The organism is Rhodoferax sp. (genome assembly GCF_028689295.1).
GTDB lineage: Bacteria > Pseudomonadota > Gammaproteobacteria > Burkholderiales > Burkholderiaceae_C > Rhodoferax.
The window spans coordinates 44,578-69,288 of sequence record NZ_JAQTWL010000001.1 but is presented as its reverse complement, the minus strand read 5'-3'; the positions used below and the strand labels follow the sequence as shown (position 1 = coordinate 69,288).

General features: G+C 59.1%; 23 protein-coding genes. 5 read left to right on the top strand and 18 right to left on the bottom strand.

Annotation, left to right across the window (positions count from 1 at the left end; all coding sequences use genetic code 11):
• Positions 1-107 precede the first annotated feature (107 nt).
• The 18 genes from accD to PHF15_RS00295 all read right to left on the bottom strand — a co-directional run bounded on the left by accD (position 108) and on the right by PHF15_RS00295 (position 17,893).
• Positions 108-980 carry an acetyl-CoA carboxylase, carboxyltransferase subunit beta gene (accD, locus tag PHF15_RS00380; RefSeq protein WP_300117793.1) on the bottom strand — a complete coding sequence of 291 codons (873 nt, stop codon included), beginning with the start codon at positions 978-980 and terminating at the stop codon, positions 108-110.
• Positions 981-1,056: 76 nt separating this feature from the next.
• Positions 1,057-1,890, bottom strand: coding sequence for a tryptophan synthase subunit alpha (trpA, locus tag PHF15_RS00375; protein WP_300117791.1), 834 nt, complete (start codon positions 1,888-1,890; stop codon positions 1,057-1,059).
• Positions 1,887-3,182 (bottom strand): tryptophan synthase subunit beta, encoded by a 1,296-nt coding sequence (gene trpB, locus PHF15_RS00370; RefSeq protein WP_300117789.1) that lies wholly within the window; start codon positions 3,180-3,182, stop codon positions 1,887-1,889. The genes trpA and trpB overlap by 4 nt, the downstream gene beginning before the upstream one ends.
• A gap of 2 nt (positions 3,183-3,184) precedes the next feature.
• Positions 3,185-3,904, bottom strand: coding sequence for a phosphoribosylanthranilate isomerase (locus PHF15_RS00365; protein WP_300117787.1), 720 nt, complete (start codon positions 3,902-3,904; stop codon positions 3,185-3,187).
• Positions 3,901-4,707, bottom strand: coding sequence for a tRNA pseudouridine(38-40) synthase TruA (gene truA / locus PHF15_RS00360; protein ID WP_300117785.1), 807 nt, complete (start codon positions 4,705-4,707; stop codon positions 3,901-3,903). Before truA ends, PHF15_RS00365 begins: the two co-directional genes overlap by 4 nt.
• A gap of 12 nt (positions 4,708-4,719) precedes the next feature.
• Entirely contained in the window at positions 4,720-6,948 is a 2,229-nt protein-coding gene (locus PHF15_RS00355; protein WP_300117783.1) for a FimV/HubP family polar landmark protein, read from the bottom strand.
• 204 nt (positions 6,949-7,152) lie between these two features.
• Positions 7,153-8,316 carry an aspartate-semialdehyde dehydrogenase gene (gene asd / locus PHF15_RS00350; protein ID WP_300117781.1) on the bottom strand — a complete coding sequence of 388 codons (1,164 nt, stop codon included), beginning with the start codon at positions 8,314-8,316 and terminating at the stop codon, positions 7,153-7,155.
• Between the two features lie 70 nt (positions 8,317-8,386).
• On the bottom strand, positions 8,387-9,478 hold the full coding sequence (leuB, locus tag PHF15_RS00345; RefSeq protein ID WP_300118596.1) for a 3-isopropylmalate dehydrogenase: 1,092 nt from the start codon (positions 9,476-9,478) through the stop codon (positions 8,387-8,389).
• A 30-nt stretch (positions 9,479-9,508) separates the two neighbouring features.
• Positions 9,509-10,159, bottom strand: a complete 651-nt coding sequence (gene leuD, locus PHF15_RS00340) for a 3-isopropylmalate dehydratase small subunit (protein ID WP_300117780.1) — start codon at positions 10,157-10,159, stop codon at positions 9,509-9,511.
• A 9-nt stretch (positions 10,160-10,168) separates the two neighbouring features.
• Entirely contained in the window at positions 10,169-10,300 is a 132-nt protein-coding gene (locus tag PHF15_RS00335; protein WP_300117778.1) for an entericidin A/B family lipoprotein, read from the bottom strand.
• Between the two features lie 21 nt (positions 10,301-10,321).
• Entirely contained in the window at positions 10,322-11,770 is a 1,449-nt protein-coding gene (gene leuC, locus PHF15_RS00330) for a 3-isopropylmalate dehydratase large subunit (RefSeq protein ID WP_300117776.1), read from the bottom strand.
• Between the two features lie 111 nt (positions 11,771-11,881).
• On the bottom strand, positions 11,882-13,192 hold the full coding sequence (locus tag PHF15_RS00325) for a citrate synthase (RefSeq protein ID WP_300117774.1): 1,311 nt from the start codon (positions 13,190-13,192) through the stop codon (positions 11,882-11,884).
• Positions 13,189-13,485, bottom strand: coding sequence for a succinate dehydrogenase assembly factor 2 (locus PHF15_RS00320; RefSeq protein ID WP_300117772.1), 297 nt, complete (start codon positions 13,483-13,485; stop codon positions 13,189-13,191). Before PHF15_RS00320 ends, PHF15_RS00325 begins: the two co-directional genes overlap by 4 nt.
• Before the next feature lie 16 nt (positions 13,486-13,501).
• Entirely contained in the window at positions 13,502-14,206 is a 705-nt protein-coding gene (locus PHF15_RS00315; protein ID WP_296540933.1) for a succinate dehydrogenase iron-sulfur subunit, read from the bottom strand.
• 25 nt (positions 14,207-14,231) lie between these two features.
• Complete coding sequence (gene sdhA, locus PHF15_RS00310) at positions 14,232-16,034, bottom strand: succinate dehydrogenase flavoprotein subunit (RefSeq protein WP_300117769.1); 1,803 nt, start codon at positions 16,032-16,034, stop codon at positions 14,232-14,234.
• Between the two features lie 81 nt (positions 16,035-16,115).
• On the bottom strand, positions 16,116-16,481 hold the full coding sequence (gene sdhD / locus PHF15_RS00305; RefSeq protein WP_300117767.1) for a succinate dehydrogenase, hydrophobic membrane anchor protein: 366 nt from the start codon (positions 16,479-16,481) through the stop codon (positions 16,116-16,118).
• Between the two features lie 17 nt (positions 16,482-16,498).
• The gene (gene sdhC / locus PHF15_RS00300; protein WP_300117765.1) at positions 16,499-16,942 is read right to left on the bottom strand and encodes a succinate dehydrogenase, cytochrome b556 subunit; all 444 of its coding nucleotides are present in this window, start codon (positions 16,940-16,942) and stop codon (positions 16,499-16,501) included.
• A 183-nt stretch (positions 16,943-17,125) separates the two neighbouring features.
• On the bottom strand, positions 17,126-17,893 hold the full coding sequence (locus PHF15_RS00295; RefSeq protein WP_300118593.1) for a GntR family transcriptional regulator: 768 nt from the start codon (positions 17,891-17,893) through the stop codon (positions 17,126-17,128).
• A 215-nt stretch (positions 17,894-18,108) separates the two neighbouring features.
• Between PHF15_RS00295 and PHF15_RS00290 the strand changes: the two genes are divergently transcribed.
• The 5 genes from PHF15_RS00290 (at position 18,109) to PHF15_RS00270 (ending at position 24,711) form a co-directional block, all read left to right on the top strand.
• Positions 18,109-19,095, top strand: a complete 987-nt coding sequence (locus PHF15_RS00290) for a malate dehydrogenase (RefSeq protein ID WP_300117763.1) — start codon at positions 18,109-18,111, stop codon at positions 19,093-19,095.
• Positions 19,096-19,117: 22 nt separating this feature from the next.
• Positions 19,118-20,164 carry an aldolase/citrate lyase family protein gene (locus tag PHF15_RS00285; RefSeq protein WP_300117761.1) on the top strand — a complete coding sequence of 349 codons (1,047 nt, stop codon included), beginning with the start codon at positions 19,118-19,120 and terminating at the stop codon, positions 20,162-20,164.
• A gap of 105 nt (positions 20,165-20,269) precedes the next feature.
• Entirely contained in the window at positions 20,270-22,867 is a 2,598-nt protein-coding gene (gene acnB / locus PHF15_RS00280; protein ID WP_300117759.1) for a bifunctional aconitate hydratase 2/2-methylisocitrate dehydratase, read from the top strand.
• A 165-nt stretch (positions 22,868-23,032) separates the two neighbouring features.
• A complete protein-coding gene (locus tag PHF15_RS00275; RefSeq protein WP_300117757.1) occupies positions 23,033-23,680 on the top strand; it encodes a DUF47 domain-containing protein in 648 nt (215 codons plus the stop codon).
• 20 nt (positions 23,681-23,700) lie between these two features.
• A complete protein-coding gene (locus tag PHF15_RS00270; RefSeq protein WP_300117755.1) occupies positions 23,701-24,711 on the top strand; it encodes an inorganic phosphate transporter in 1,011 nt (336 codons plus the stop codon).

Below are 24,711 nucleotides of genomic sequence, written 5' to 3'. Positions count from 1 at the left end.
AGTTGGGGGTACATTTAGGGGTACATTTTGCCACCTCACGACGAAAAGCTAGGATTCATGCGGCCTACAGCCTGGTTTATGATTCCTGTTGGCGGACCAGCAGTGTCTCAAACCACCGCATCGGCACTCTGACGCGTCAGCATGGCCAGCGTGTTGGCGATGGTCTTGCGCAATTCCCGGCGGTCGCAAATCAAATCCACCGCACCCTTGGTCTGCAGGAATTCAGCGCGCTGAAAGCCCTCTGGCAGCGTCACGCGCACCGTCGATTCAATGACGCGTGGCCCGGCAAACCCGATCAGGGCCTTGGGCTCGGCGATGACCACATCGCCCAAAAAAGCAAAGCCGGCGCTGACGCCGCCCATGGTGGGGTCGGTCAGCACGCTGATGAAGGGCAGGCCCTTCTTGGCCAGATGCGTCAAGGCGGCATTGGTTTTGGCCATTTGCATCAGCGAGAGCAGACCCTCCTGCATGCGCGCGCCGCCGGTGGCGGTAAAGCAGACAAACGGCACTTTTTGCTCGATGGCGGTGTGCACACCGCGCACAAAGCGCTCGCCCACCACGCTACCCATGCTGCCGCCCATGAATTCAAATTCAAAACAGGCTGCGACCAGGCCGATGCCCAGCACCGAGCCGCCCATCACCACCAAGGCGTCGGTTTCGCCGGTGTTTTCCAGCGCCTCTTTCAGGCGCTCGGGGTATTTGCGGCTGTCCTTGAACTTGAGGGCGTCCACCGGCAACACTTCCTGGCCGATTTCATAACGGCCTTCGTTGTCGAGAAAAACATTCAGCCGCGCCCGAGCCCCGATACGGTGGTGGTGACTGCAGCTCGGGCAGACGTTCTGGTTTTGCTCCAGATCGGTCTTGTAAAGCACCGTGTCGCAACTGGGGCATTTGATCCACAGACCTTCAGGCACGGCCCGTCGATCTTTGGGGTCGGTGTGCTGGATTTTCGGGGGAAGCAGTTTTTCGAGCCAACTCATGTGAATTCTCCGTAAGCCGTCGTTTGTCGGCGGTGGCATGGATGCCGGATCAGGTCCGGCATGACCGATAAAAGGATTATGAATCGATCGCGGTGCGGATTTCGCGCAAGAACTTTTCGGCCGTGGCGGCGACCTGGTCGCGCGGCTGCGCGTCAATGAGCTGAATGATGCGGCTGCCAATCACCACCGCGTCGGCCACCCGACTGATGGCGTGCGCGGTCGCAGCATCACGGATGCCAAAACCCACCCCCACGGGCACGCTGACGTGTTGGCGAATGCGCGGCAGCATGGCCTCGACCGCGTCGGTGTCCAGCGCGCCGGATCCGGTGACGCCCTTGAGCGACACATAATAGACATAGCCGCTGGCAATGCGCGCGACCTGTTGCATCCGCTCGTCGGTGGACGTGGGGGCCAGCAAAAAGATCAGGTCCATCTGGTGCGCCTTGAGCTCGGCGGCAAAGTCTTCGCATTCTTCGGGCGGGTAGTCAACGATGAGCACGCCATCGACCCCGGCCGCTGCTGCATCCTGCACAAAGGCACTGCTGCCCGCAACGGCGGCATTCGTATGCGGGTGCTTCTGGTTGTAGCGTTCCACCGGGTTGGCGTAGCCCATCAGCACCACCGGCGTGGCGGCGTTGCGTTGGCGAAACTCGCGCACCATGGCCAGCACCTGCACCATGCCGACACCGGCAGCCAGGGCCTTGTCACCGGCTTTCTGGATCACCGGGCCGTCGGCGCTGGGGTCGGAGAATGGCACACCGAGCTCGATCACGTCGGCGCCTCCTGCTACAAAAGCGTGCATCAGCTCAGGCGTGATGTCAGCAAACGGAAACCCGGCAGTAACAAACGGAATCAGCGCCTTGCGGCCCTGAGCTTTTAATTGGGTAAACGTGGCGGCGATGCGGCTCATTTGACAACCTTCACAATGGCTTCATCAGCGGCCAGGCCACCCTTGACCGACTGGCCCTGGCAACTCGGGCGGCAGTAAAAATCGGCGTGACTGAGGTCGGCCACGGTGCCAATGTCCTTGTCACCCCGGCCTGACAGGTTGATCAGGATCGACTGGTCAATGCGCATGGTTTTGGCAAGTTTCATGGCGTAGGCCACGGCGTGGCTGGATTCGAGCGCCGGGATAATGCCTTCGGTGCGGCACAGGTAGTGAAAAGCCGACAGCGCCTCGGTGTCAGTAATTCCGACGTATTGCGCGCGGCCAATGTCGTGCAAAAAGGCGTGCTCGGGGCCGACCCCGGGGTAGTCCAGCCCGGCGCTGATGCTGTGGGTTTCCGTCACCTGGCCGTTGTCGTCCTGCAGCACATAGGTGCGGTTGCCGTGCAATACACCGGGGCTGCCGCGCTGGATCGAGGCCGAGTGTTTGCCACTGTCCATGCCCTCACCCGCTGCTTCCACACCAATCAGTTGCGTGGCTTCATACGCAATGTAAGGGTGAAAAATGCCCATGGCATTGCTGCCGCCACCGACACAGGCCATCACCACGTCGGGCTGCTCGGTTTTGCAGCCCGCCGCTTGCAGCATCTCGGGCATCTGCACCAGGCACTCCTTGCCGATGACGCTCTGGAAATCGCGCACCATCATCGGGTAGGGATGCGGGCCGGCGACGGTGCCGATAATGTAAAAAGTGTTGTCAACATTGGCAACCCAGTCGCGCATGGCTTCGTTGAGCGCATCCTTGAGGGTGCAACTGCCGCTGGTGACCGGCACCACAGTGGCGCCGAGCAGTTTCATGCGATAGACATTGGGGCTCTGACGCTTGACGTCTTCGCTGCCCATGTAAACCATGCATTCCATGCCGTAACGGGCGCAGATGGTGGCAGTGGCCACACCGTGCTGGCCGGCGCCGGTTTCGGCAATGATGCGCGGCTTGCCCATGCGTTTGGCCAGCATGGCCTGACCAATGGTGTTGTTGATCTTGTGGGCGCCGGTGTGGTTCAGGTCTTCGCGCTTCAAAAAGATTTGCGCCCCACCCTGCTCCCGGCTCATGCGCGCAGCATGGTAAACGGGCGACGGGCGGCCAACAAAATGCGCCAATTCGTACTCAAATTCGGCCACAAATTCAGGGTCGAACTGGTACTTGGTGTAAGCGGCCTTGAGTTCGTTGATGGCGTGGGTCAGCGTCTCGGAGGCAAAGCTGCCGCCATAGATGCCGAAGTGACCGCGCAGGTCGGGTTGCTGGTAGTCAAACATGCTTATCTCAAATTGTTGATGTGGTGGTCTGCCTGCCGGACGGCTGCGACAAACTGACGAATTTTCTCGGGGTCCTTGATGCCTTTTTGCCCCGGCACCTCGACCCCGGAACTGATGTCAACCGCCAGCGTAGTGCATCGCGGTCGCAGTTGCAGGATGCCGTCGATCACGTTGGCAGCGCTGAGCCCACCACTCAAGACGAGGTGAGCGTTGACGTTTGGAGGTAGCAGTGACCAATTGAAGGCGTGCCCGCCGCCGCCATACCCGTCCACTTGCGCGTCGAGCAGGAGGCCCTGGGCCTGTGAATAATCTTGCGCGAATTTTACGAGATCAAAGGCGCGGCCGGCTTCTCCCAGAGGAATACGCGCCGCGCGCAGATACGGGCGCTGGCCTTGTTCGCTGGCCGCCCAGCAGGCTTGCGGCGATTCATCCCCATGAAACTGCAGCACAGCGCCGGGCACCTGGGCACAGGCTGCGCTGATTTTTTGCGCCTCTTCATTGACAAACAGCAGCACCGGCGCGACAAACGGCGGCAAGCGTCGCGCCAGTTCTGCAGCGCGTTGCACTGCGACATGGCGCGGGCTTTTGGCGTAAAGCACAAAACCGATCGCATCGGCACCCGCTGCTACCGCCGCATCGACATCGGCCTCGCGCGTGAGGCCGCAGATCTTGATGCGGGTCCGAACCCAGCTTGGCTCAACCTTTCCATTCTGTGTTGTCATGGCAATCCATCCAGCAAGGGAGAATCTTCCGGCAAGCCCCAATGTGGCTCGTAGCGCGGACCCAAAAAATACAAGCCATCGGGTGAAAATGTGGGCGCAGCCGCATCGCGGTCGCGCGCGGCCAACACGGTGTTGATCCACTCAGGCGGGTGGCGCTGGTCGCCAATGGCGATCAGACAGCCCATGAGGTTGCGAATCATGTGGTGCAAAAACGCATTTGCTTCAAATTCAAAGCGCCAGTAGGCACCGCGTTGGGAAATGGCGATGCGCAGCATGTTCTTGACCGGCGACAAGGCCTGGCAGGCGCTGGCCCGAAACGAGGTGAAGTCATGCTCACCGACGAGTTGCTGCGCGGCCTGCTGCATGGGCTCAAGCCGCAAAGGGCGATAAACCCAACCCACCCGGCCCTGATCCAGGCTGGGGCGCACCGACGACTGCAACACCACATAGACATACCGGCGCGACACGGCGCTGGCCCGGCAATGGAATCGCTTTGGCACCACCTTGGCCCATTGCACCGCGATGTCGCGCGGCAGCAAGGCGTTGGGGCCACGCACCCAGGAGGGTTCAGGGCGAGCCAGCGGCGTGTCAAAGTGCACCACCTGCATCAGGCCGTGGACACCGGCGTCGGTGCGCCCGGCACACAGGGTGGAGACCCGGTGGTTGGCAAAGCGTCCCAAGGCCTTCTCCAGTTGGTCCTGCACTGTCTGCCGCGAGGACTGGCTTTGCCAACCCTGGTAATGGCCGCCGTGGTAACTGATGCCTAATGCAACACGGACAAGTGCTTGCGGATCACTTCCCATCCGCGCACGCCATTAGATTCGACTCAACGCCTGTTGTGCCTTGGCTTTGATGGCGCCATCAGCCTCGGCGATGACCTGCTTGATCAGGTCACGCGCACCGTCATCATCACCACTTGCCTTGAACTCTTCGGCCAGCGCCAGTTTCGATTCCAGAGGATTGGCACTCGCGCCTGACGGTACTTCATTGCCGTCCGAGCTGCCGTCACCCAGATCCAGCGAGAAAGAGTCCAAGTCAAACGCCATCATGCCCGAGGGCACCTTGGCAGCAGCGGAAGCTGAGTCATCGATGGAAAAATCCAGATCCAGGTCCAAATCGACCACACTGTCACCGGCAGGCCGTGCGGCATCACCCGGCCCCACATTCGCCGGCACGGTCGAAGCAACGGTCGATAAGGTCGCCTGCGGGGGTACGCCCGGCGGAGAAGCCGACTGAGCTTCTGCAAGGTACAAAGCATTGCCCGGCTCCAGTTCCAGGCCCGTCCGGCAAATCTGGGACCATTGCGGGCCAGCGCCCTGGGTCAATGGATAGGCCAGGGCCGCCAACGCCGCGTAAGCTTTGGCATCCTGACGCTTGGCATAAATCGCTAGCAATTTTTGATGAATTGCAAGGTGCCCAGGCTGGGCCAGCAGTGCCCCTTTCAAAACCTCCTCGGCCTGGACGTCCCTGCCGTAAGCCAGATAAACATCGGCCTGTGCCAACGGGTCAACATTTTCCTCCTCACCGAACTGACTGGCTGGAGACGGAAATGCAGAACCGGGGGCCTGGCTCTCTTCAGTGTCAACATCCTGCCCACCACTTTGGCCAAAGAATGACTCTGCCTGCAAACCGCTTGCCATAAAGGAGGAGTTGTCAGCAAGCTCTTTTTCCTTGCGCTGACGGACTTTATAAAACCCCAGACCGACCAACAGCAAAATCAACGCAGCGGCACCCGCGGGCAACAAAGGGGCGGCAATCAGTTCATCAAGAAAACCGAATGTGGGTGTCGGAACGGTCACCGGGGGTGCTGCCACATCCGCAGAAGCCGGCTTTTGGGCTGCAGGCGCAGCAACAGCGACCTGCGGGGCCGATGCAGGGACATTGGGCGCAGTTGATTCAGCCTCGCTGGCGGAGGCGGCGCCAGAGGCCGCCATCAATGCAGCCGTTTTGGCCAATTGGTTGAGGTCTTCGGTGTTTTTGATGTTCTGGGCTGCCTGGCTGGCACTGGCCTCGGCATTGCGCGCCAGGGCCAATTTTTCCAAATCGGAAGCGCTTTGAACAGCGCCCTTGGACAGGGTCAGCTTGTCGGGTGTTGGCACTGCAGACTTCTTGTCTTCTACCGTCGCCTGGATGGTGCCGCTGATACCGCGCTCGGCTGGCACCTGCTTGACAAGCGCCGAATTGCCGGCGAGCGTTTGGCGGAAACGATTGAAATCCTGGCTTTGCGCCGTGATGATCTGGCTGGCCTGCACTGGCGTGATCAGCCGGGCCTGCTCCGCCGTCGGCAAAGCCAGAATCGCCCCGGCCTTGATGCGGTTGACGTTGCCCTCAATAAAAGCCGTGGCATTGGTCTGCTGCATTGCCACCAGCATTTGGTCCAATGAAACATTGGACAACTTGTGCGCCATGGCAATTTTGCTAGCCGTTTCACCAGGTCGAACTGTCACCTTCTGTCCGTTGCCGCGAGCAGTCGCCGGAGCTGCTTTGGCGCCAGCGTCCGCGGCACGTTGGCGGGCGGCAGGCTGGGCCGCTGGCGGCGCGGACAGTGGTTCGGAACGCGGTGCCGAACGTGGCATTGGAGCCGCCTTGGACTCCGTCAAGGGAACCGTGACCGGTTGTGCCGGCGCGCGCAGACCGGGCGGATCAAACAGCATGGTGTAGTCGCGCACCACGCGGCCCGCGCTCCAACTGGCCTCCAGAATCAGATCGACAAAGGGCTCCTGAACCAAACGTTCGCCGCTCAAGCGCAGGTAGGCGCGTCCATCAGAACGCTTTTGTAATGTTATCCGGACACTCGGCAGCACCGAGCTGTACTCCATGCCCGACGATTTGAAAGCCGCCGGCGAACCGATCTTGGCATTCAGCGTGGCGGCCTCATCGGCATTGATTTCCGGGATGTCGATTTCTGCGCGCAAGGGCTCGCCCAGGGCAGATTGAACGGTAATCCGCCCCAGCGAAAGCGCCTGTGCATTGGTGCCTCCTAAAGCCAGGAGCGCAGCAAATGCCACAGCGGTGAGTTCACGTCGATAAGACTTTGCAATCAATTTTCTGACTCCAGTTTTCAACCTGCAAAAAACAGGAACGCACCCTTGCACCCATGCCATCAATCAATTCGTACTGATCCGCCATCGTGGCATCAGACGGCAAGGCTGCTGACAGCTGATGATTCTATATGGTGAAACCGGACGATCCATTGCCCAAATCATGCCTTGAATGAAACAAACGCTGGCCTTGCGGCTCCCGGCGTATCAGGTTTGCAACAAGATACGCAACATGCGACGCAGCGGCTCGGCAGCGCCCCACAGCAGTTGGTCACCCACTGTGAACGCGCCCACATACTCGGGCCCCATGGCCAGCTTGCGGATCCGGCCCACAGGGATGGTGAGCGTACCCGTCACAGCAACCGGGGTCAAATCCTGGATGGTGGCCTCGCGCGTGTTGGGCACCACCTTGACCCAGGCGTTGTCGGCGGCGATCATGGCTTCTATGTCCGCCGAAGGCACGTTCTTTTTGAGCTTGAAGGTGAGCGCCTGGCTGTGGCAGCGCATGGCGCCAACGCGCACGCAAAAGCCGTCCACCGGGGTCTCGGCACTGCCAAAAGCGGCGCCCTGGCCCAGAATCTTGTTGGTCTCGGCCATGCCTTTCCACTCTTCGCGCGACATGCCCCAACCGGGCTCGTCGGACTGCTTGCCAAGCCCCAGGTCCTTGTCGATCCACGGAATCAGCGAGCCACCCAGCGGCACGCCGAAGTTGGCGGTCTCAGAGGCGCTCAGGGCGCGCTGTTTGGCAATCACCTTGCGGTCGATTTCCAGAATGGCCGACTTGGGATCGTCCAGCAGCGCCTTGACTTCGGCGTTCAGAGTACCAAATTGCGTCAGCAATTCGCGCATGTGCTGGGCGCCGCCGCCGCTGGCAGCCTGGTAAGTCTGGGTGCTCATCCATTCCACCAGACCCGCTTTATAAAGCGCGCCCACGCCCATCAGCATGCAGCTCACGGTGCAGTTGCCTCCAATCCAGTTGTTGCCGCCTTTTTTCAGCGCGGTCTGGATGACTGGCAGGTTGACCGGGTCGAGGACGATGATGGCGTCGTCTTTCATGCGCAGGGTCGAGGCGGCATCGATCCAGTGACCGTTCCAGCCTGCGGTACGCAGCTTGGGAAAGACTGCCGTGGTGTAGTCGCCGCCCTGGGCGCTGATGACGATGTCGCATTTCTTGAGCGCGTCGATGTCAAAAGCGTCTTTCAGCATGGTTTCGTTTTTGGCCCATGACGGCGCCGCACCACCCGCGTTGGAGGTGGAAAAAAACACTGGCTCGATCAGTGCGAAATCACCCTCGGTCTGCATTCGGTCCATCAGTACCGAGCCCACCATGCCACGCCAGCCCACCAAACCCACCAAGTTACCTACTTTCATCACAAACCCTTTTCAGATCAATTAAATTTTTACAAGTATTCAGGACAAACAGGAAATCATGTGCCCGGCTTCACGTCGATTGCAATGCCCTGACCACCGCATCGCCCATTTCACGGGTGCTGACACGCATGCTGCCAGCGCTGAAGATGTCGGCAGTGCGCAAGCCCTGCGCCAGCACGGCCTTGACTGCCGTCTCAATGCGGTCTGCCGCCTGCGCCTGGTTCAGGCTGAAACGCAACATCATGGCCGCGCTCAAAATGGTGGCCAGCGGGTTGGCGATGCCCTTGCCGGCAATGTCGGGCGCGCTGCCATGGCTGGGCTCGAACAGGCCCTGGTTGTTGGCATTCATGGAGGCCGAGGGCAACATGCCGATCGAGCCGGTGAGCATCGACGCCTCGTCGCTCAGGATGTCGCCAAACAGGTTGCCGGTGACCACCACGTCGAACTTCTTGGGTGCGCGCACCAGTTGCATGGCGGCGTTGTCCACGTACATGTGGTCGAGCGCCACGTCAGGGTACTGCAAACCGACCTCTGTCACGATGTCTTTCCAGAACTGGAAGGTTTCCAGCACATTGGCTTTGTCAACACTGGTCACGCGACCCTCGGAACCGGCCGCCTTGCGCTTGCGCGCCGCCTGGAATGCCACGTGGGCAATGCGCTCGATCTCAGGGCGGCTGTAGCGCATGGTGTCAAAGGCTTCCTCGCTGCCCGGAAAATGTCCATCGACGGCGACGCGACGGCCGCGCGGCTGGCCAAAGTAGATGTCGCCGGTCAATTCACGGATGATCAAAATGTCGAGGCCCGCGATCAGTTCCGGTTTGAGGCTGGACGATGCCACCAGTTGCTCGTAGCAGATGGCCGGGCGAAAGTTGGCAAACAGCCCGAGGTGCTTGCGCAGTCCCAAAATGGCTTGTTCAGGGCGCAGCGGGCGGTCGAGCGTGTCGTATTTCCAGTCGCCCACCGCGCCAAACAGCACGGCGTCGGCTTGCTTGGCCAGTGACAGGGTGAACTCTGGCAAGGGATGGCCATGCGCTTCAAAGGCGGCACCGCCGACCAAGGCACTTTCCATTTCAAGATTCAGATCCAGCGCGTGCAAAACCTTGACCGCCTCGGCGACGATCTCGGTACCAATCCCGTCACCGGGCAAAACTGCAATTTTCATAGTCATTATTTGCGATCCAGAAGAAATGGCTCAGGCCAGCATGGTGTGCGCGAGCCAGGGTTTCTGGGTCAGGCGTTCGGCCTCGAAGGCCTTGATTTTGTCAGCATGGCGCAACGTCAGGCCAATGTCGTCCAGGCCATTGAGCAGGCAATATTTGCGAAAGGCCTGCACCTCGAAAGGCAACTCGGCGCCATCGGACTTGATGACTACCTGGCGCTCGAGGTCGATGGTCAGCGTGTAGCCGGGAAACGCCATGACTTCATTGAACAATTGAGTCACCTGAGATTCTGGCAGTACGATTGGCAACAGGCCATTCTTAAAGCTGTTGTTGAAAAAAATGTCCGCATAGCTGGGGGCGATGATGGCGCGAAAACCAAACTGGTCCAGCGCCCAGGGTGCATGCTCGCGCGAGGAACCGCAGCCAAAGTTCTTGCGCGCCAGCAGGATGGAAGCCCCCTGATAGCGCGGCTGGTTCAGCACAAAGTCGGGGTTGGATTTGCGGCTGTCGTGGTCCTGGCCGGGGTAGCCCGCATCCAGATAACGCCAAGCGTCGAACAGATTCTGGCCAAAGCCGGTTTTGCGGATCGACTTGAGGAACTGCTTCGGAATGATGGCGTCGGTGTCCACATTTTCCCGGTCCATCGGGGCCACCAGGCCCTTGTGCAAGGTGAATTTTTGCATGGTGTGCCTTTATTTGCTCTTGGCTGCGTCTTCGATCGTTGAGCCTGCTTTTTGCAGGTCCTGGCCAACGCCCTTGACGGTGTTGCAACCGACCATGACCAGCAAAGCGGCTGTCATCAACATGGTGCTCAATGATTTCATGGTGAAGTTCTACGGGTTGGGTTAGACAAACTTGCGCACATCGACAAAATGACCATGGATGGCGGCTGCCGCTGCCATGGCGGGGCTGACCAAATGGGTGCGGCCGCCGGCGCCCTGGCGGCCTTCGAAATTGCGGTTACTGGTGGAGGCACAGCGCTCACCTGGCTCAAGACGGTCGGCGTTCATGGCCAGACACATCGAGCAACCAGGTTCGCGCCATTCAAAGCCTGCCGCAAGAAATATCTCGTGCAAGCCTTCGCGCTCGGCCTGCGCCTTGACCAAGCCGGAACCTGGCACAACCATTGCCAAGCGGATGTTCGGGGCCACTTTGCGGCCCAATATTTTCACCACGGCGGCCGCCTCGCGCATGTCTTCGATGCGGCCGTTGGTGCATGAACCGATAAACACCTTGTCCACATACAGGTCGTTGAGCGCCTTGCCGGGCGCCAGCGCCATATAGGCCAGCGCGCGCTCCATGGCGCCGCGCTTGTTGGCATCTTTTTCACGATCAGGATCAGGCACCCGATCATTGACGCCGAGCACCATCTCGGGCGAGGTGCCCCAAGTCACTTGCGGCACCAGCTGCGAGGCGTCTATGTCGATGATGGCGTCAAAGTGGGCATCGGCATCGGAATGCAGGGTTTTCCAGTAGGCCACCGCCTGGTCCCACTCCACCGCCGCAGCGGCCGCGCTGGGCGAGTTGTAGCCGGGGGCCAGGGGACGGCCTTTGACGTACTGAATGGTTTTGTCGTCCACCGCCACCAGGCCAGCACGGGCACCCGCCTCGATGGCCATGTTGCACACCGTCATGCGGCCTTCCATGCTCAGGGCGCGGATGGCGGCGCCGCCAAATTCAATGGTGAAGCCGGTGCCGCCAGCAGTGCCGATCTTGCCGATGACAGCCAGCACGATGTCCTTGCCGCCACAGCCGCGCGGTATGGCGCCCTCGACCCGGACGAGCATATTTTTGGCTTTTTTGGCCAGCAAGGTTTGCGTGGCCATGACGTGTTCGACCTCGCTGGTGCCGATGCCGTGCGCCAGGGCGCCAAAAGCGCCGTGGGTGGACGTGTGCGAGTCACCGCATACCACGGTCATGCCAGGCAGCGTGGCGCCATTCTCGGGGCCGATCACATGCACGATGCCCTGGCGCTGCGACATGAAGGGAAAGTAGGCGGCTGCGCCATATTCCTTGATATTGGCGTCGAGCGTCATCACCTGCTCCTTGCTGGTCGGGTCGGTGATGCCGTCATAGCCCAGTTCCCAGCCGGTGGTGGGCGTGTTGTGGTCGGCCGTGGCCACAATCGAGCTGACGCGCCAAACCGGCCGCTTGGTTTGGCGCAGGCCTTCGAACGCCTGAGGGCTGGTGACTTCGTGCACCAGATGGCGGTCAATATAGAGCAGCGCGGTGCCGTCCTCTTCGGTATGGACGACGTGCTCGTCCCAGAGTTTGTCGTAAAGGGTGCGTCCCATGGTGGTTCCTAGGTGAGTCGCGGATTTTAAACGGCTGGCAGGCCAACTCAGAACTACAAAAAAAGCCCGCCGGTGTTGCCAGCCGGCGGGCTTTTGAAGCGCTAGGTATTTTTAGCGTTCAGCCACAGGCAACACGTTACGCGTGACGGAGCCAGTGAACAACTGACGCGGACGGCCGATTTTGTACTCGGGGTCGCTGATCATTTCGTTGAGTTGGGCAATCCAGCCGACTGTACGCGCCAGGGTAAAGACGCCGGTGAACAGGTTGACCGGAATGCCGATGGCGCGCTGGACGATACCCGAGTAGAAGTCAACATTGGGATAGAGCTTGCGCGAGACGAAATAATCGTCTTCGAGGGCGATCTTTTCGACTTGTTTGGCCAGCTTGAACAAGGGGTCATTTTCCAGACCGAGCTCTTGCAGCACTTCATTGCAGGTTTCCTGCATCAGGGTGGCGCGCGGATCGTAGTTTTTGTAAACCCGATGGCCGAAGCCCATCAGTTTGACACCGGAATTCTTGTCCTTGACCTGCTCCATGAAATGGCCCACCTTGGCAATGCCGCCCTGGCGCTGAATGTCTTCGAGCATGTTCAGGCAGGCTTCATTGGCACCGCCGTGTGCCGGGCCCCACAGACAGGCAACACCGGCAGCGATGGCCGCAAACGGGTTGGTGCCCGACGAGCCGCACAGGCGCACGGTCGAGGTGGAGGCGTTTTGCTCGTGGTCTGCATGCAAGATGAAGATGCGGTCCAGGGCGCGTTCCAGCACCGGGTTGACCACAAACTCTTCACACGGCGTACCGAACATCATGCGCAGGAAGTTGCCCGCGTAGCTGAGGTCGTTTTGCGGGTACATGTAGGGCTGGCCTATGCCGTACTTGTAGGCCATGGACACCAGCGTGGGCATTTTGGCGATCAGGCGAATGGCCGCAATCTCGCGGTGTTCAGGGTTGGTGATGTCGGTGCTGTCATGGTAGAAAGCCGACAGGCCGCCGACCAGACCGGTCAGCACGGCCATGGGGTGTGCATCACGGCGGAAGCCACGCAGGAAAAACTGCATCTGCTCATTGACCATGGTGTGGCTGATGATGAGCTTGTGAAAGTCCTGGCGCTGTTGCAGATCGGGCAATTCACCTTTGAGCAACAAATAGCAGGTGTCGAGGTAGTCGCACTGCCTGGCCAACTGCTCGATGGGATAACCGCGGTACAGCAATTCACCCTTGTCGCCATCGATGTAGGTGATGGCGGACTGGCACGAGGCGGTGGACAGAAAGCCGGGGTCGTAGGTGAACATGCCGGTTTGGCCATAGAGCTTGCGGATGTCGATCACATCCGGGCCAACCGTGCCCTGGTAAACCGGCAAATCGACGCTCGGGCTGCCATTGCTAAACGACAGGGTGGCTTTATTTTCAGCTAGCTTCATAGTGACCTTTCAAGTGGTTGTTTCAACATTTCCAAAACTTCGCAAACTTCGTCCTGCACCAGGTTGGCATCGACTTGAGCCAATGTTTTGCGCCCAAGGTGCAAATCGAGCAGGTCTGCATCGCTCAAGTCCATTAGAGCGTTCAGACCTTGCACCTGCTTGACAGTGAGCGTGGTGGCAAACCTGTTGAAAAAACGTTCGATGAAAATATCGTTTTCGAGCAAGCCCCGGCGACACCGCCACCTGAGCTTGCTTAAAACCCGTTCGTCGATCAGTTCATCGCCTGCAGCCATGCCCGGTGTTTGCATATCAGATGGCGCGACGCACCATGAGTTCCTTGATCTTGCCAATCGCCTTGGTCGGGTTCAAGCCTTTGGGGCAGACATCGACGCAATTCATGATGGTGGTGCAGCGAAACAGTCGGTACGGGTCTTCGAGGTTATCCAGGCGCTCGCTGGTGGCCTCATCGCGACTGTCGGCAATGAAGCGGTAGGCCTGTAGCAGCCCGGCGGGGCCGACAAATTTGTCTGGGTTCCACCAGAACACCGGGCAACTGGTCGAGCAGCTGGCACACAGAATGCACTCGTACAGGCCATTGAGCTCGTCGCGCTCTTCGGGGCTTTGCAGGCGCTCTTTTTCAGGAGGCCTGGTCTCGTTGATGAGGTAGGGTTTGATCGAATGGTATTGCTTGAAGAACAGCGTCATGTCAACGATCAGGTCACGGATCACCGGCAGACCCGGCAGCGGCTTCAAGACAATGGTGTCGGGCAAGGTGCGCATGTTGATCAGGCAGGCCAGACCGTTCTTGCCGTTGATGTTCATGGCATCCGAGCCGCAAATGCCTTCGCGGCAGGAGCGCCGGTACGACAGGGTCGGATCAAGTGCCTTGAGCTTGACGAGCACATCGAGCAACATGCGTTCGCTGCCGTCGAGCTCCAACTCCAGCGTCTGCATATAGGGTTTGCTGTCAGTGTCTGGGTTGTAGCGGTAGATTTGGAAGGTACGTTTGGCCATATGAATTCTCCTTGACTGTTCCGGATCAGAATGTGCGGACTTTGGGGGCGATCGACTCGGCGGTCAAAGGCTTGAGCACCACCGGCTTGTAGCTCAGGCTGTTGGTGGCCTTGTCCCAGAGCGTGTGCTTGAGCCAATTGACGTCGTCACGGCCCAGCGGGCATGTGGGGTCGTCGGCCGGGCGGTCGTAGTCGAGCACGCTGTGGGCACCGCGGCATTCCTTGCGGGCGGCCGCTGAGACCATGGTGGACTGCGCGACTTCGATCATGTTGTCCACTTCGAGCGCTTCGATGCGGTCGCTGTTGAACACCTTTGACTTGTCTTTCAGACCCATGCCCGCCACGCGTTCACGCAGCGCTGCAATCTTCCTGACACCTTCGTCCATGCTGGCCTGCGTGCGGAACACACCAGCGTGCAACTGCATCGCGGCGCGGATGTCGCCAGCCACCACTTGCGAGTACTCACCCGAAGTACTCTTGTCAAGTTGATTCAAGCGATCCAGGGACCGGGCTGCGGCATCTTCCGGCAGCGGCTTGTGGCTGGCGGTCTTCTTGGATTGCTCGATGATGTGATTGCCCGCCGCAAAACCGAACACGATGATGTCAAGCAAGGAATTGCAGCCAAGACGGTTGGCGCCGTGAACGCTGACGCATGAGCATTCACCCACCGCATACAGACCATTGACGATTTCTTGCTGGCCATTTTTTGGCGCAACCACCTGACCGGAAATGCTGCTGGGGATGCCGCCCATCTGGTAGTGGTTGGTGGGCACCACGGGAATGGGCTCTTTGGTGATGTCCACATTGGCGAAGTTGTGGCCGATTTCCTGCACGCTCGGCAGCCGCAAGGCAATGGTGTCGGCCCCTAAGTGCGTCATGTCGAGGTTGATGTAGTCCTTTTTAGGTCCGCAGCCGCGACCTTCCTTGATTTCCTGGTCCATGCAGCGCGAGACAAAGTCCCGCGTTGCCAGGTCTTTGTAGGCCGGCGCATAACGCTCCATGAAGCGCTCGCCGTTGCTGTTGCGCAAGATGGCGCCTTCACCGCGACAGCCTTCAGTCAACAGCACACCGGCGCCGTAGACGCCGGTGGGGTGAAATTGCCAGAACTCCATGTCCTGCAGCGGGATGCCGGCGCGCGCCGCCATGCCCAGGCCGTCGCCGGTATTGATGTACGCGTTGGTCGATGCGGCAAAAATGCGCCCGGCACCGCCCGTGGCAAGCAGCACGTTCTTGGCCTGCAGGATGTGCAATTCACCGGTTTCCATTTCCAGCGCGGTCACGCCGACCACGTCGCCGTCGGCGTCGCGAATCAGGTCGAGGGCCATCCATTCAACAAAGAAGTTGGTGCGTGCCTTGACGTTTTGCTGGTACAGCGTGTGCAGCATGGCATGCCCGGTGCGGTCAGCCGCAGCGCAAGCGCGTTGCACGGCCTTTTCACCATGGTTGCTGGTGTGGCCGCCGAACGGGCGCTGGTAAATCGTGCCGTCCGGGTTGCGGTCAAAGGGCATCCCGTAGTGCTCAAGGTCGTAAACCACCTTGGGTGCCTCGCGGCACATGAACTCGATCGCATCTTGGTCGCCTAGCCAGTCGCCGCCCTTGATGGTGTCGTAAAAGTGGAAGTCCCAGTTGTCTTCGTTCATGTTGGACAGCGATGCGGCAATGCCGCCTTGTGCTGCCACTGTGTGCGAACGCGTTGGGAACACCTTGGAGAGCACCGCCACGTTCAGGCCGGCATTGGCCAGTTGCAGCGACGCGCTCATGCCGGAGCCGCCGGCCCCGACGATGACGACGTCAAATTTACGCGTAGAAATTTTGGAAGTTGCAGTCATGATAAGTTTTGTCTTGGTTATGAAATACTGCACGCACTGACGTAAGCCGGGCGCACAAAGACCTGTCGTTTTGCCGCAGGCTTACAGACGCCACAGGGCTTCGATGGCACCGCCGGTGCAGGCGACCAGCCAGGCGATGGCAAACACGTGCATGACAAAACGCACGCCGTAAGGTTTGACGTAATCCTGAAAAATGTTGCGCATGCCAACCCACACGTGGTAGAGCATGGAAAGAATGACCATGAAGGTCAGCGACTTCATCCATTGCGGAGAAAAAATGCCAGCCCAAAGTTCGTAGCCAATCGGGCCCTTGCTGAAAACCAGTTGCGCCAGCACCAGCACAGTGAACAAAGCCATGATGACGGCGGTGACACGCTGCGACAGCCAGTCGCGCATGCCGTAGTGAGCGCCAACGACCAGGCGGTGGGATCCGAAATTGACAGACATGAATGACTCCAGAATGATTAGTAAAGACCGAAAAGTTTGGCACCCAGCACAAGCGTCAGTGTGAGGGTCAGCACCATCACCGTAACCGCTGTCTGGCGACCGAAATCCTTGGTGACCTGCTCGTGGTGCGTATCCATCCATAAGTGGCGCAGACCCGCGATGAAATGGTGCAGGCTGGCCCAGATGATGCCCAAAGCCACCAATTTCCAGATGAAACCAGGCAAACCCAGCATGCCCTCGTTGAAGGCGGCCTTGAATTTCAAAAATGAAATCTCGGAGGAAATGGAGTTGTCAAACATCCAGATGATGAACGGCATCAGGAAAAACAGAATGGCTCCACTGACCCGGTGCATGCCGGAAGCGATCGACGCCAGTGGCCATCGGTAGCTGATGAGCGACGCGCCATCAATGTTGTAGAACTCGGGATTTTTTTTTGCTGTGCTAGCCGTTGTTTCAGACATACGATGCTTTCTTGGTTAGTTAACGACTGGATAACCGCGTGTGAAATAAGAACTCGTAAATTCTATTGCAATGCAGCAAGCACCAGACCCCTCGGTTGTTTGATGTCAGTCAAACATTTTCTTTTAATATGGAAGGATGACACGTCAAACGGACTTCAAGCTGACATCCAGGAAAGAAGCCATTTAACCAAGCGTGTTGTGGTAGTGATGCGTGTCGGTCCGGTAGTAGCCACGGCGCAGTTCCATGGGTTCATCGCGGTAGGTGTAGGCAACGCGCTCGACACTCAACAGCGGGGTTCCTGGCGCCACCTTCAACAGTTGCTCATGCTGCGCTGTTGCCGCAATGGCCCGTATCTTTTCTTCGGCGCGCACCATGCGCATATTGAACTCGGTCTCGAACAGGGCGTACATGGGGCCCTGGTAGTTGGCCAGTTGTTCCGCTGACAGGCCCTTGAAAGGTGCTGCAGGCAACCAGATATCCTCCAGAATGATCGGGGCACCGCCAAAGCTCAGTACCCGGCGCACCTGCAGAACGTTGTCGCCATTGCGCAAAGCCAGCGCCCGCGCCACGTCGGCGCTGGCTCGGCTGCGCTTGCATTCGATGATGTCGCGCTGCGCCGGACCTTCACTGCCCCGGGTGCCGCTGTCAGGCACCAGTTTGAGAAAACGGAACTGCACCTGCTGTTCGGCATGGGTTGCAACAAAAGTGCCTTTGCCTTGCCGGCGCAGGAGCAGGTTTTCGGCAGCCAATTCGTCAACGGCCTTGCGCACCGTTCCCTGGCTCACATGAAAGCGCGCCGCCAGATCCATTTCACTGGGAATCAGTTCGCCGGGCTTCCATTCGCCGGCGCGCAAGCTGTTGAGGATCAATCCCTTGATCTGCCGATACAAGGGACTGAAGGCCGGCGTTGCCATGGACGCCTGCGAAATGGCGACCTCGGGTGACATCATGGCGGGCTCGGTGACAGGTTCAGGAAAGGTTTGCATGGTGGTTTTGTCTCGATGGATGGTGTTGTCGTTTTTTCCGAATCATATCTTATATAAGACATAAGACAAATTGAAAATTTAGGGTTTTCGAGAGTACACTTGGCGCTCTAAACAGGTGACTGCGAGCTGTTCACCCTGCACTCACTGAATTTTTTCTTAACCCTTCTGGAGATTTCACCATGAGCAAAAAGCCCGTCCGCGTTGCCGTTACCGGCGCAGCAGGTCAAATTGGTTACGCCATTCTGTTTCGTATTGCCTCCGGCGAAATGCTGGGCAAAGATCAGCCCATCGTGCTGAGCCTGCTTGAAGTGCCGGTTGAAAAAGCCCAACAGGCCCTGCAAGGCGTGATGATGGAGCTGCAAGACTGCGCCTTTCCCTTGCTCGTCGGCATGGAAGCCCACAGCGACCCGATGACCGCTTTCAAGGACGTGGACTACGCCCTGCTGATCGGTTCTCGCCCCCGTGGCCCCGGTATGGAACGCGCCGAACTGCTGGCTGTCAATGCCGAAATTTTCACCGCGCAGGGCAAGGCTCTCAATGCCGTGGCCAGCCGCGATGTGCGCGTGCTGGTGGTGGGCAACCCGGCCAATACCAATGCCTACATTGCCATGAAGAGCGCGCCCGATCTGCCCCGCAAAAACTTCACATCCATGATGCGCCTGGACCACAACCGCGCCTTGAGCCAATTGGCCTCCAAGACCGGCAAGGCGGTGGCTGCTATTGAAAAAATGGCGGTCTGGGGCAACCACTCTCCAAGCATGTACGCCGACTACCGATTCGCAACCATCAACGGCGAGAGCGTCAAGGACATGATCAACGACGCCGACTGGAACGCCAACACCTTCCTGCCGACCGTGGGCAAACGCGGCGCAGCCATCATTGCAGCCCGCGGCGTGTCTTCGGCTGCTTCGGCTGCTAATGCCGCCATCGACCACATGCACGACTGGGTCTTGGGAACAAGTGGAAAGTGGGTCACCATGGGAATTCCATCGGATGGCCAATATGGCATTCCAAAGGACACCCTATTTGGTTTCGCGGTCACCTGCGAAGGTGGCGAGTACAAGCTGGTCGAAGGTTTGACCATTGACGCATTCAGCCAGGAGTGCATCAACAAGACGCTCAAGGAACTGCAGGACGAGCAGGCCGGCGTCGCCCACCTGCTGTAATCCCCAGTCCAAAGTCAGGCTCGTGACCCACCCGCGCGACGTACTGCTCGGCCCGGCAGCCGCTACACCCTTGCCGGTGTGCGACCACTACTGCGGCGTGCAGTCGCGCATGGTCAAAAGTTTGGCCTTGCAGGCCGAACTGGCGCAAGAGTTCGGCACCTGTGTTTTTGATGTCACGCTCGATTGCGAGGACGGGGCGCCAATTGGCGCAGAAAGAGACCATGCCGAGATGGTCGCAGGGCTTGCTGAAAACGCATGGTCTGCGAGCCGGCATTCGCCTCATCATGGTCTGTCCCGAATTGCGGCGCGGGTGCATGCTGTCGATCACCCGGCATTTGAGCAAGATGTCGAGATCATTGTGGGGCGCGCCGCAAAGTCCTTGTGCCATGTGATGATCCCCAAGGTTGATTGTGTAGCCGACCTCGAACTTGCCCTGATCCACATTGATCAGGCGGCCAATTCCAGCGGTCGCACCACCCAATTGCCGATTCACGTTCTGATCGAGTCGCCGCTGGCAGTGCACCATGTGGCGGCCATCGCCGCGCACCCCCGCATTGAATCACTCAGCTTTGGTTTGATGGACTTTGTCTCAGCCCATGGCGGTGCCATTCCGGCCAGCGCCATGGGCACGTCCGAACTCAGTCGGCCCGAGGATCTTGATCAATTCAGCCATCCGCTGGTGGTGCGCGCCAAGCTGGCTCTTTCAGCGGCTTGTCACGCCTTCGGCAAAGTGGCTTCACACTGCGTGGTGACCGAGTTCAAGAACGCTGCCAGACTGGAAAAGGCTGCCAGTTACGCCAGTCGTGCCCTTGGTTTTGGACGGATGTGGAGCATCCACCCGGATCAGATTCGACCGATTCTGGCAGCCTTTGCACCGGTGGCCCATGAGGTGGATCAGGCCAGCCGCATCGTCTGTGCCGCGCATGCCGCAGACTGGGCGCCGATTTCAGTCGATGGCCATTTGCATGACCGCGCCAGTTACCGTTATTTCTGGCAAGTGCTGGTGCGCGCCCATCAAACCGCCAGTTTGCAAAACCATGATCCTGCCCAGGTTTTTTTCTCTGCCTGATGATGGCAAATAACATCCTTAGACCCTTGCCCGTCATTTCTTCTTGACCGACTGACGCCACCCCTATCACCGCCCAGCGCATTTTTTGATTTAAAGGAGTTCCCCATGTTGCAAACTTACCGTGTCCACGTCGCCGAACGCGCCGCACTCGGCATTCCCGCCCTGCCACTCACCGCGCAGCAAACCGCTGCGCTGATTGAGCTGTTGAAAAGTCCGCCCAAGGGCGAAGAAAATTTTTTGGTCGAATTGATCACCCACCGCGTGCCAGCGGGTGTTGACGATGCCGCCAAGGTCAAGGCCAGCTACCTGGCTGCCGTGGCGCACGGCACCGAAAAATGCGCGCTGATCAGCCGTGAAAAAGCGACTGAATTGCTCGGAACCATGCTCGGAGGGTACAACCTGACCCCGCTGATCGACCTGCTCGACGACGCGGCCGTGGCCCAGGTGGCCGCCACTGCCCTGAAAAAAACCCTGTTGATGTTCGACCAGTTCCATGATGTCAAGGAAAAAGCCGATAAAGGCAACGCACACGCCAAAGCGGTGCTGCAAAGCTGGGCCGATGCCGAGTGGTTTACCAGCCGCCCGGAAGTGCCGCAAAGCATCACGCTGACCGTGCTCAAGGTCACGGGTGAGACCAATACTGACGACCTGAGCCCGGCACCTGATGCCTGGAGCCGCCCGGATATTCCGCTGCACGCCCTGGCCATGCTCAAGAACAAGCGCGACGGCGTCACGCCTGAAGAAGACGGCAAGCGCGGACCGGTCAAGTTCATCGAAGACCTGCGCGCCCGTGGCAACCTGGTCGCCTATGTGGGCGACGTGGTCGGCACCGGGTCGAGTCGCAAGTCGGCCACCAACAGCGTGCTCTGGTTCACCGGAGAAGACATTCCCTTTGTGCCCAACAAGCGCTTTGGCGGTGTCTGCCTTGGCGCAAAGATTGCGCCGATTTTCTACAACACCATGGAAGATGCCGGCGCCCTGCCGATCGAGCTCGACGTCAGCCAAATGGGCATGGGCGACACCATCGAGTTGCGTCCGTATGACGGCAAAGCCCTGAAAGATGGCATAGTCATTGCCGAATTCAAGCTCAAGAGCGACGTGCTGTTGGACGAAGTGCGCGCTGGCGGCCGTATCCCGCTGATCATCGGCCGTGGCCTGACCGCCAAGGCTCGCGAGGCATTGGGCTTGCCGGTGTCCACCCTGTTCCGCCTGCCGCAAAACCCAAAGGCCACCGGCAAGGGCTTCACCCTGGCGCAAAAAATTGTCGGTCGTGCCTGCGGTTTGCCTGAAGGCCAAGGCGTGCTGCCTGGCACTTATTGCGAACCCAAAATGACCAGCGTTGGCTCACAGGACACTACCGGTCCGATGACGCGAGACGAGCTGAAAGACCTGGCTTGCCTGGGCTTTAGCGCCGACTTGGTGATGCAGTCGTTCTGTCACACCGCTGCTTACCCCAAACTAATCGACGTCAAAATGCACCACGAGTTGCCCGAGTTCATGAGCAACCGCGGCGGCATTCCGCTGCGCCCGGGTGACGGCATCATCCACAGCTGGCTCAACCGCATGCTCCTGCCTGACACCGTGGGCACCGGCGGCGACAGCCACACCCGCTTCCCGATCGGCATCAGCTTCCCGGCGGGATCGGGCCTGGTCGCCTTTGCCGCTGCCACCGGGGTCATGCCGCTGGACATGCCCGAGAGCGTACTGGTGCGCTTCAAAGGCACCTTGCAGCCGGGCGTCACGCTGCGCGACCTGGTCAACGCCATTCCGCTTTACGCCATCAAGGCGGGCGAACTTACCGTGGCCAAGCAGGGCAAGAAAAACGTGTTCTCCGGCCGCATTCTTGAAATTGAAGGCTTGCCAGACCTCAAGGTCGAACAAGCATTCGAACTCTCAGACGCTTCCGCCGAACGCAGCGCCGCCGGTTGCACCGTGCACCTCAACAAAGAGCCGATCATCGAGTACCTTAGCAGCAACATCGTCATGCTCAAGTGGATGATTGCCAACGGCTACCAGGATGTGCGCACCATCAACCGCCGCATCAAGGCCATGCAAGCCTGGCTGGCAAATCCACAACTCCTCAAACGTGATGATGACGCCGAGTACGCCAGCGTGATCGAGATCGACCTGGCTGACATTCACGAGCCGATCGTGGCCTGCCCGAACGACCCGGACGACGTCAAAACCCTGTCTGACGTGGCCGGTACCAAGATCGAGGAAGTGTTTATCGGTTCCTGCATGACCAACATCGGCCATTTCCGCGCCGCCTCCAAATTGCTGGAAAACAAGCGCGACATTCCGGTCAAACTTTGGATGGCCCCACCCACCAAGATGGACGCCAAACAACTCAGCGAAGAAGGCCATTACGGCGTGTTGGGCAGCGCTGGCGCGCGCATGGAAATGCCGGGATGCAGCCTGTGCATGGGCAACCAGGCGCAGGTGAAAGAAGGTGCGGTGGTGTTCTCCACCTCAACACGAAACTTCCCGAACCGTCTGGGCAAGAACAGCAACGTGTATCTTGGCAGCGCCGAGCTGGCCGCCATCTGCTCCAAGCTGGGTCGCATTCCGACCAAAGCAGAGTACATGGCCGACATGGGCGTATTGACGGCGGACAGCAGCAAGATCTACAAATACCTGAACTTTGACAAGGTGCAGGATTACACCGATGCCGCGGCTTTGGTGAAAGACACTGCTACAGCCTGACGGGACTTGAGCAGACGGCATCCTGAATGATGTCGTTCAGATTTAAAAAACGCCTCGTGGCTTGCGCTACGGGGCGTTTTTGTTTCTGGCGATCATGCGCCGACAGTTAAACTCAGGCAAGTCTTCAAACCGTCATGGTTTTGAAACATCCCCAAGGAGTTCTCCGTGTTTTTTGGCAAACTGCTCCCCCGCGACACCAATTTTTTCAAACTTTTCAACCAGCACGCAGATCACATCGTTGCGGCGGCCCGTGCTTTCTCGAATCTGGTGGCCAACTATGGTGACCTGCCGCTTCGTCAAAAATTCCACAACGAGGTCAACCAGGCCGAAGGCGCAGCAGATCGCATCACCCATGAGGTCAACAAGGCGCTTCACAAAACTTTCATCACGCCGATCGACCGTGAGCAGATTCACAGCTTGATCAACACCATGGACGATGTCGCCGACCTGATCCAGGATTCAGCCGAGACCATGGCCCTTTACGACGTGCATCACATGACGGATGAGATCACACGGCTCACCGACTTGAGCGTCAAGTGCTGCGAGCGGGTGCGCGATGCCGTGCAGTTGTTGAGCAAAATTGCCGAGGCCTCCACCGCCGAAGCAGCGCTGAAGACCTGCGACGAAATTGACAAGCTTGAAAGCGATGCCGACCGCGTGATGCGCACCGCCATGAGCAAATTGTTCCGCGAGGAACCCGATGTGCGCGAACTCATCAAGCTCAAGGCCATTTACGAATTGCTGGAGACCATCACCGACCGCTGTGAGGACGTGGCAAATTTGATCGAGGGTGTGGTCCTCGAGAACTCCTGATTGGCGCGAGGTTCTGGACTATGGAAACGGTACAAGCCGCGCTGTGGGTGGTGGTGGTTCTGGTCATGATGGCCGTTGTCTTTGACTTCATGAACGGCTTTCACGATGCCGCCAATTCCATCGCCACCGTGGTCTCCACCGGCGTGCTCAAACCGGGTCAAGCCGTTGTCTTTGCCGCATTTTTCAACGTCGTCGCCATCTTTATCTTTCACCTGAGCGTGGCGGCCACGGTGGGCAAGGGCATCGTGCTGCCCGGCGTGGTCGATACCCACGTGGTGTTTGGCGCCCTGGTCGGCGCCATCACCTGGAACTTCATCACCTGGTACTACGGCATCCCCAGCAGTTCGTCACATGCCCTGATTGGCGGCATTGTGGGAGCTGCCATCGCCAAGGCAGGCGTTGACTCGCTGATTTCTGCCGGCATTCTGAAAACGGTCGTGTTTATTTTTGTCTCACCCCTGCTGGGTTTTTTACTGGGATCCGCCATGATGATCGGGGTCTCCTGGAGTTTTCGCAGTTTCAGACCGCTCAAGGTGGATAAATGGTTCAGGCGCTGGCAATTGGTGTCGGCTGGCGCCTACAGCCTGGGGCATGGCGGCAACGATGCGCAAAAAACCATTGGCATCATCTGGATGCTGTTGATCGCCACCGGTTACACCAACGTGGCCGACAGCACCCCACCAACCTGGGTCATCCTGATTTGTTACAGCGCCATTGGCCTGGGCACCATGCTGGGTGGCTGGCGCATTGTGAAAACCATGGGGCAAAAAATCACAAAACTCAAGCCCGTCGGCGGTTTTTGTGCCGAAACCGGCGGCGCCATCACCTTGTTTTTGGCCACCGCCATGGGTGTACCGGTCTCGACCACCCACACCATCACCGGCGCCATTGTGGGAGTGGGTGCCACACGGCGCGCCAGCGCGGTGCGCTGGGGCGTGGCCGGCAACATCATCTGGGCCTGGATATTGACCATTCCAGCCAGTGCGTTTGTCGCAGCAGTGGCCTATTGGATCAGCTTGCAGGTGTTCTGA

Excerpts from the sequence above, each read along its gene's own strand:
- accD (WP_300117793.1), bottom strand. The coding sequence starts at position 980 with ATGAGTTGGCTCGAAAAACTGCTTCCCCCGAAAATCCAGCACACCGAC.
- trpA (WP_300117791.1), bottom strand. The coding sequence starts at position 1,890 with ATGAGCCGCATCGCCGCCACGTTTACCCAATTAAAAGCTCAGGGCCGC.
- trpB (WP_300117789.1), bottom strand. The coding sequence starts at position 3,182 with ATGTTTGACTACCAGCAACCCGACCTGCGCGGTCACTTCGGCATCTAT.
- PHF15_RS00365 (WP_300117787.1), bottom strand. The coding sequence starts at position 3,904 with ATGACAACACAGAATGGAAAGGTTGAGCCAAGCTGGGTTCGGACCCGC.
- truA (WP_300117785.1), bottom strand. The coding sequence starts at position 4,707 with ATGGGAAGTGATCCGCAAGCACTTGTCCGTGTTGCATTAGGCATCAGT.
- asd (WP_300117781.1), bottom strand. The coding sequence starts at position 8,316 with ATGAAAGTAGGTAACTTGGTGGGTTTGGTGGGCTGGCGTGGCATGGTG.
- leuB (WP_300118596.1), bottom strand. The coding sequence starts at position 9,478 with ATGAAAATTGCAGTTTTGCCCGGTGACGGGATTGGTACCGAGATCGTC.
- leuD (WP_300117780.1), bottom strand. The coding sequence starts at position 10,159 with ATGCAAAAATTCACCTTGCACAAGGGCCTGGTGGCCCCGATGGACCGG.
- PHF15_RS00335 (WP_300117778.1), bottom strand. The coding sequence starts at position 10,300 with ATGAAATCATTGAGCACCATGTTGATGACAGCCGCTTTGCTGGTCATG.
- leuC (WP_300117776.1), bottom strand. The coding sequence starts at position 11,770 with ATGGGACGCACCCTTTACGACAAACTCTGGGACGAGCACGTCGTCCAT.
- PHF15_RS00325 (WP_300117774.1), bottom strand. The coding sequence starts at position 13,192 with ATGAAGCTAGCTGAAAATAAAGCCACCCTGTCGTTTAGCAATGGCAGC.
- PHF15_RS00320 (WP_300117772.1), bottom strand. The coding sequence starts at position 13,485 with ATGGCTGCAGGCGATGAACTGATCGACGAACGGGTTTTAAGCAAGCTC.
- PHF15_RS00315 (WP_296540933.1), bottom strand. The coding sequence starts at position 14,206 with ATGGCCAAACGTACCTTCCAAATCTACCGCTACAACCCAGACACTGAC.
- sdhA (WP_300117769.1), bottom strand. The coding sequence starts at position 16,034 with ATGACTGCAACTTCCAAAATTTCTACGCGTAAATTTGACGTCGTCATC.
- sdhD (WP_300117767.1), bottom strand. The coding sequence starts at position 16,481 with ATGTCTGTCAATTTCGGATCCCACCGCCTGGTCGTTGGCGCTCACTAC.
- sdhC (WP_300117765.1), bottom strand. The coding sequence starts at position 16,942 with ATGTCTGAAACAACGGCTAGCACAGCAAAAAAAAATCCCGAGTTCTAC.
- PHF15_RS00295 (WP_300118593.1), bottom strand. The coding sequence starts at position 17,893 with ATGATGTCACCCGAGGTCGCCATTTCGCAGGCGTCCATGGCAACGCCG.
- PHF15_RS00290 (WP_300117763.1), top strand. The coding sequence starts at position 18,109 with ATGAGCAAAAAGCCCGTCCGCGTTGCCGTTACCGGCGCAGCAGGTCAA.
- acnB (WP_300117759.1), top strand. The coding sequence starts at position 20,270 with ATGTTGCAAACTTACCGTGTCCACGTCGCCGAACGCGCCGCACTCGGC.
- PHF15_RS00270 (WP_300117755.1), top strand. The coding sequence starts at position 23,701 with ATGGAAACGGTACAAGCCGCGCTGTGGGTGGTGGTGGTTCTGGTCATG.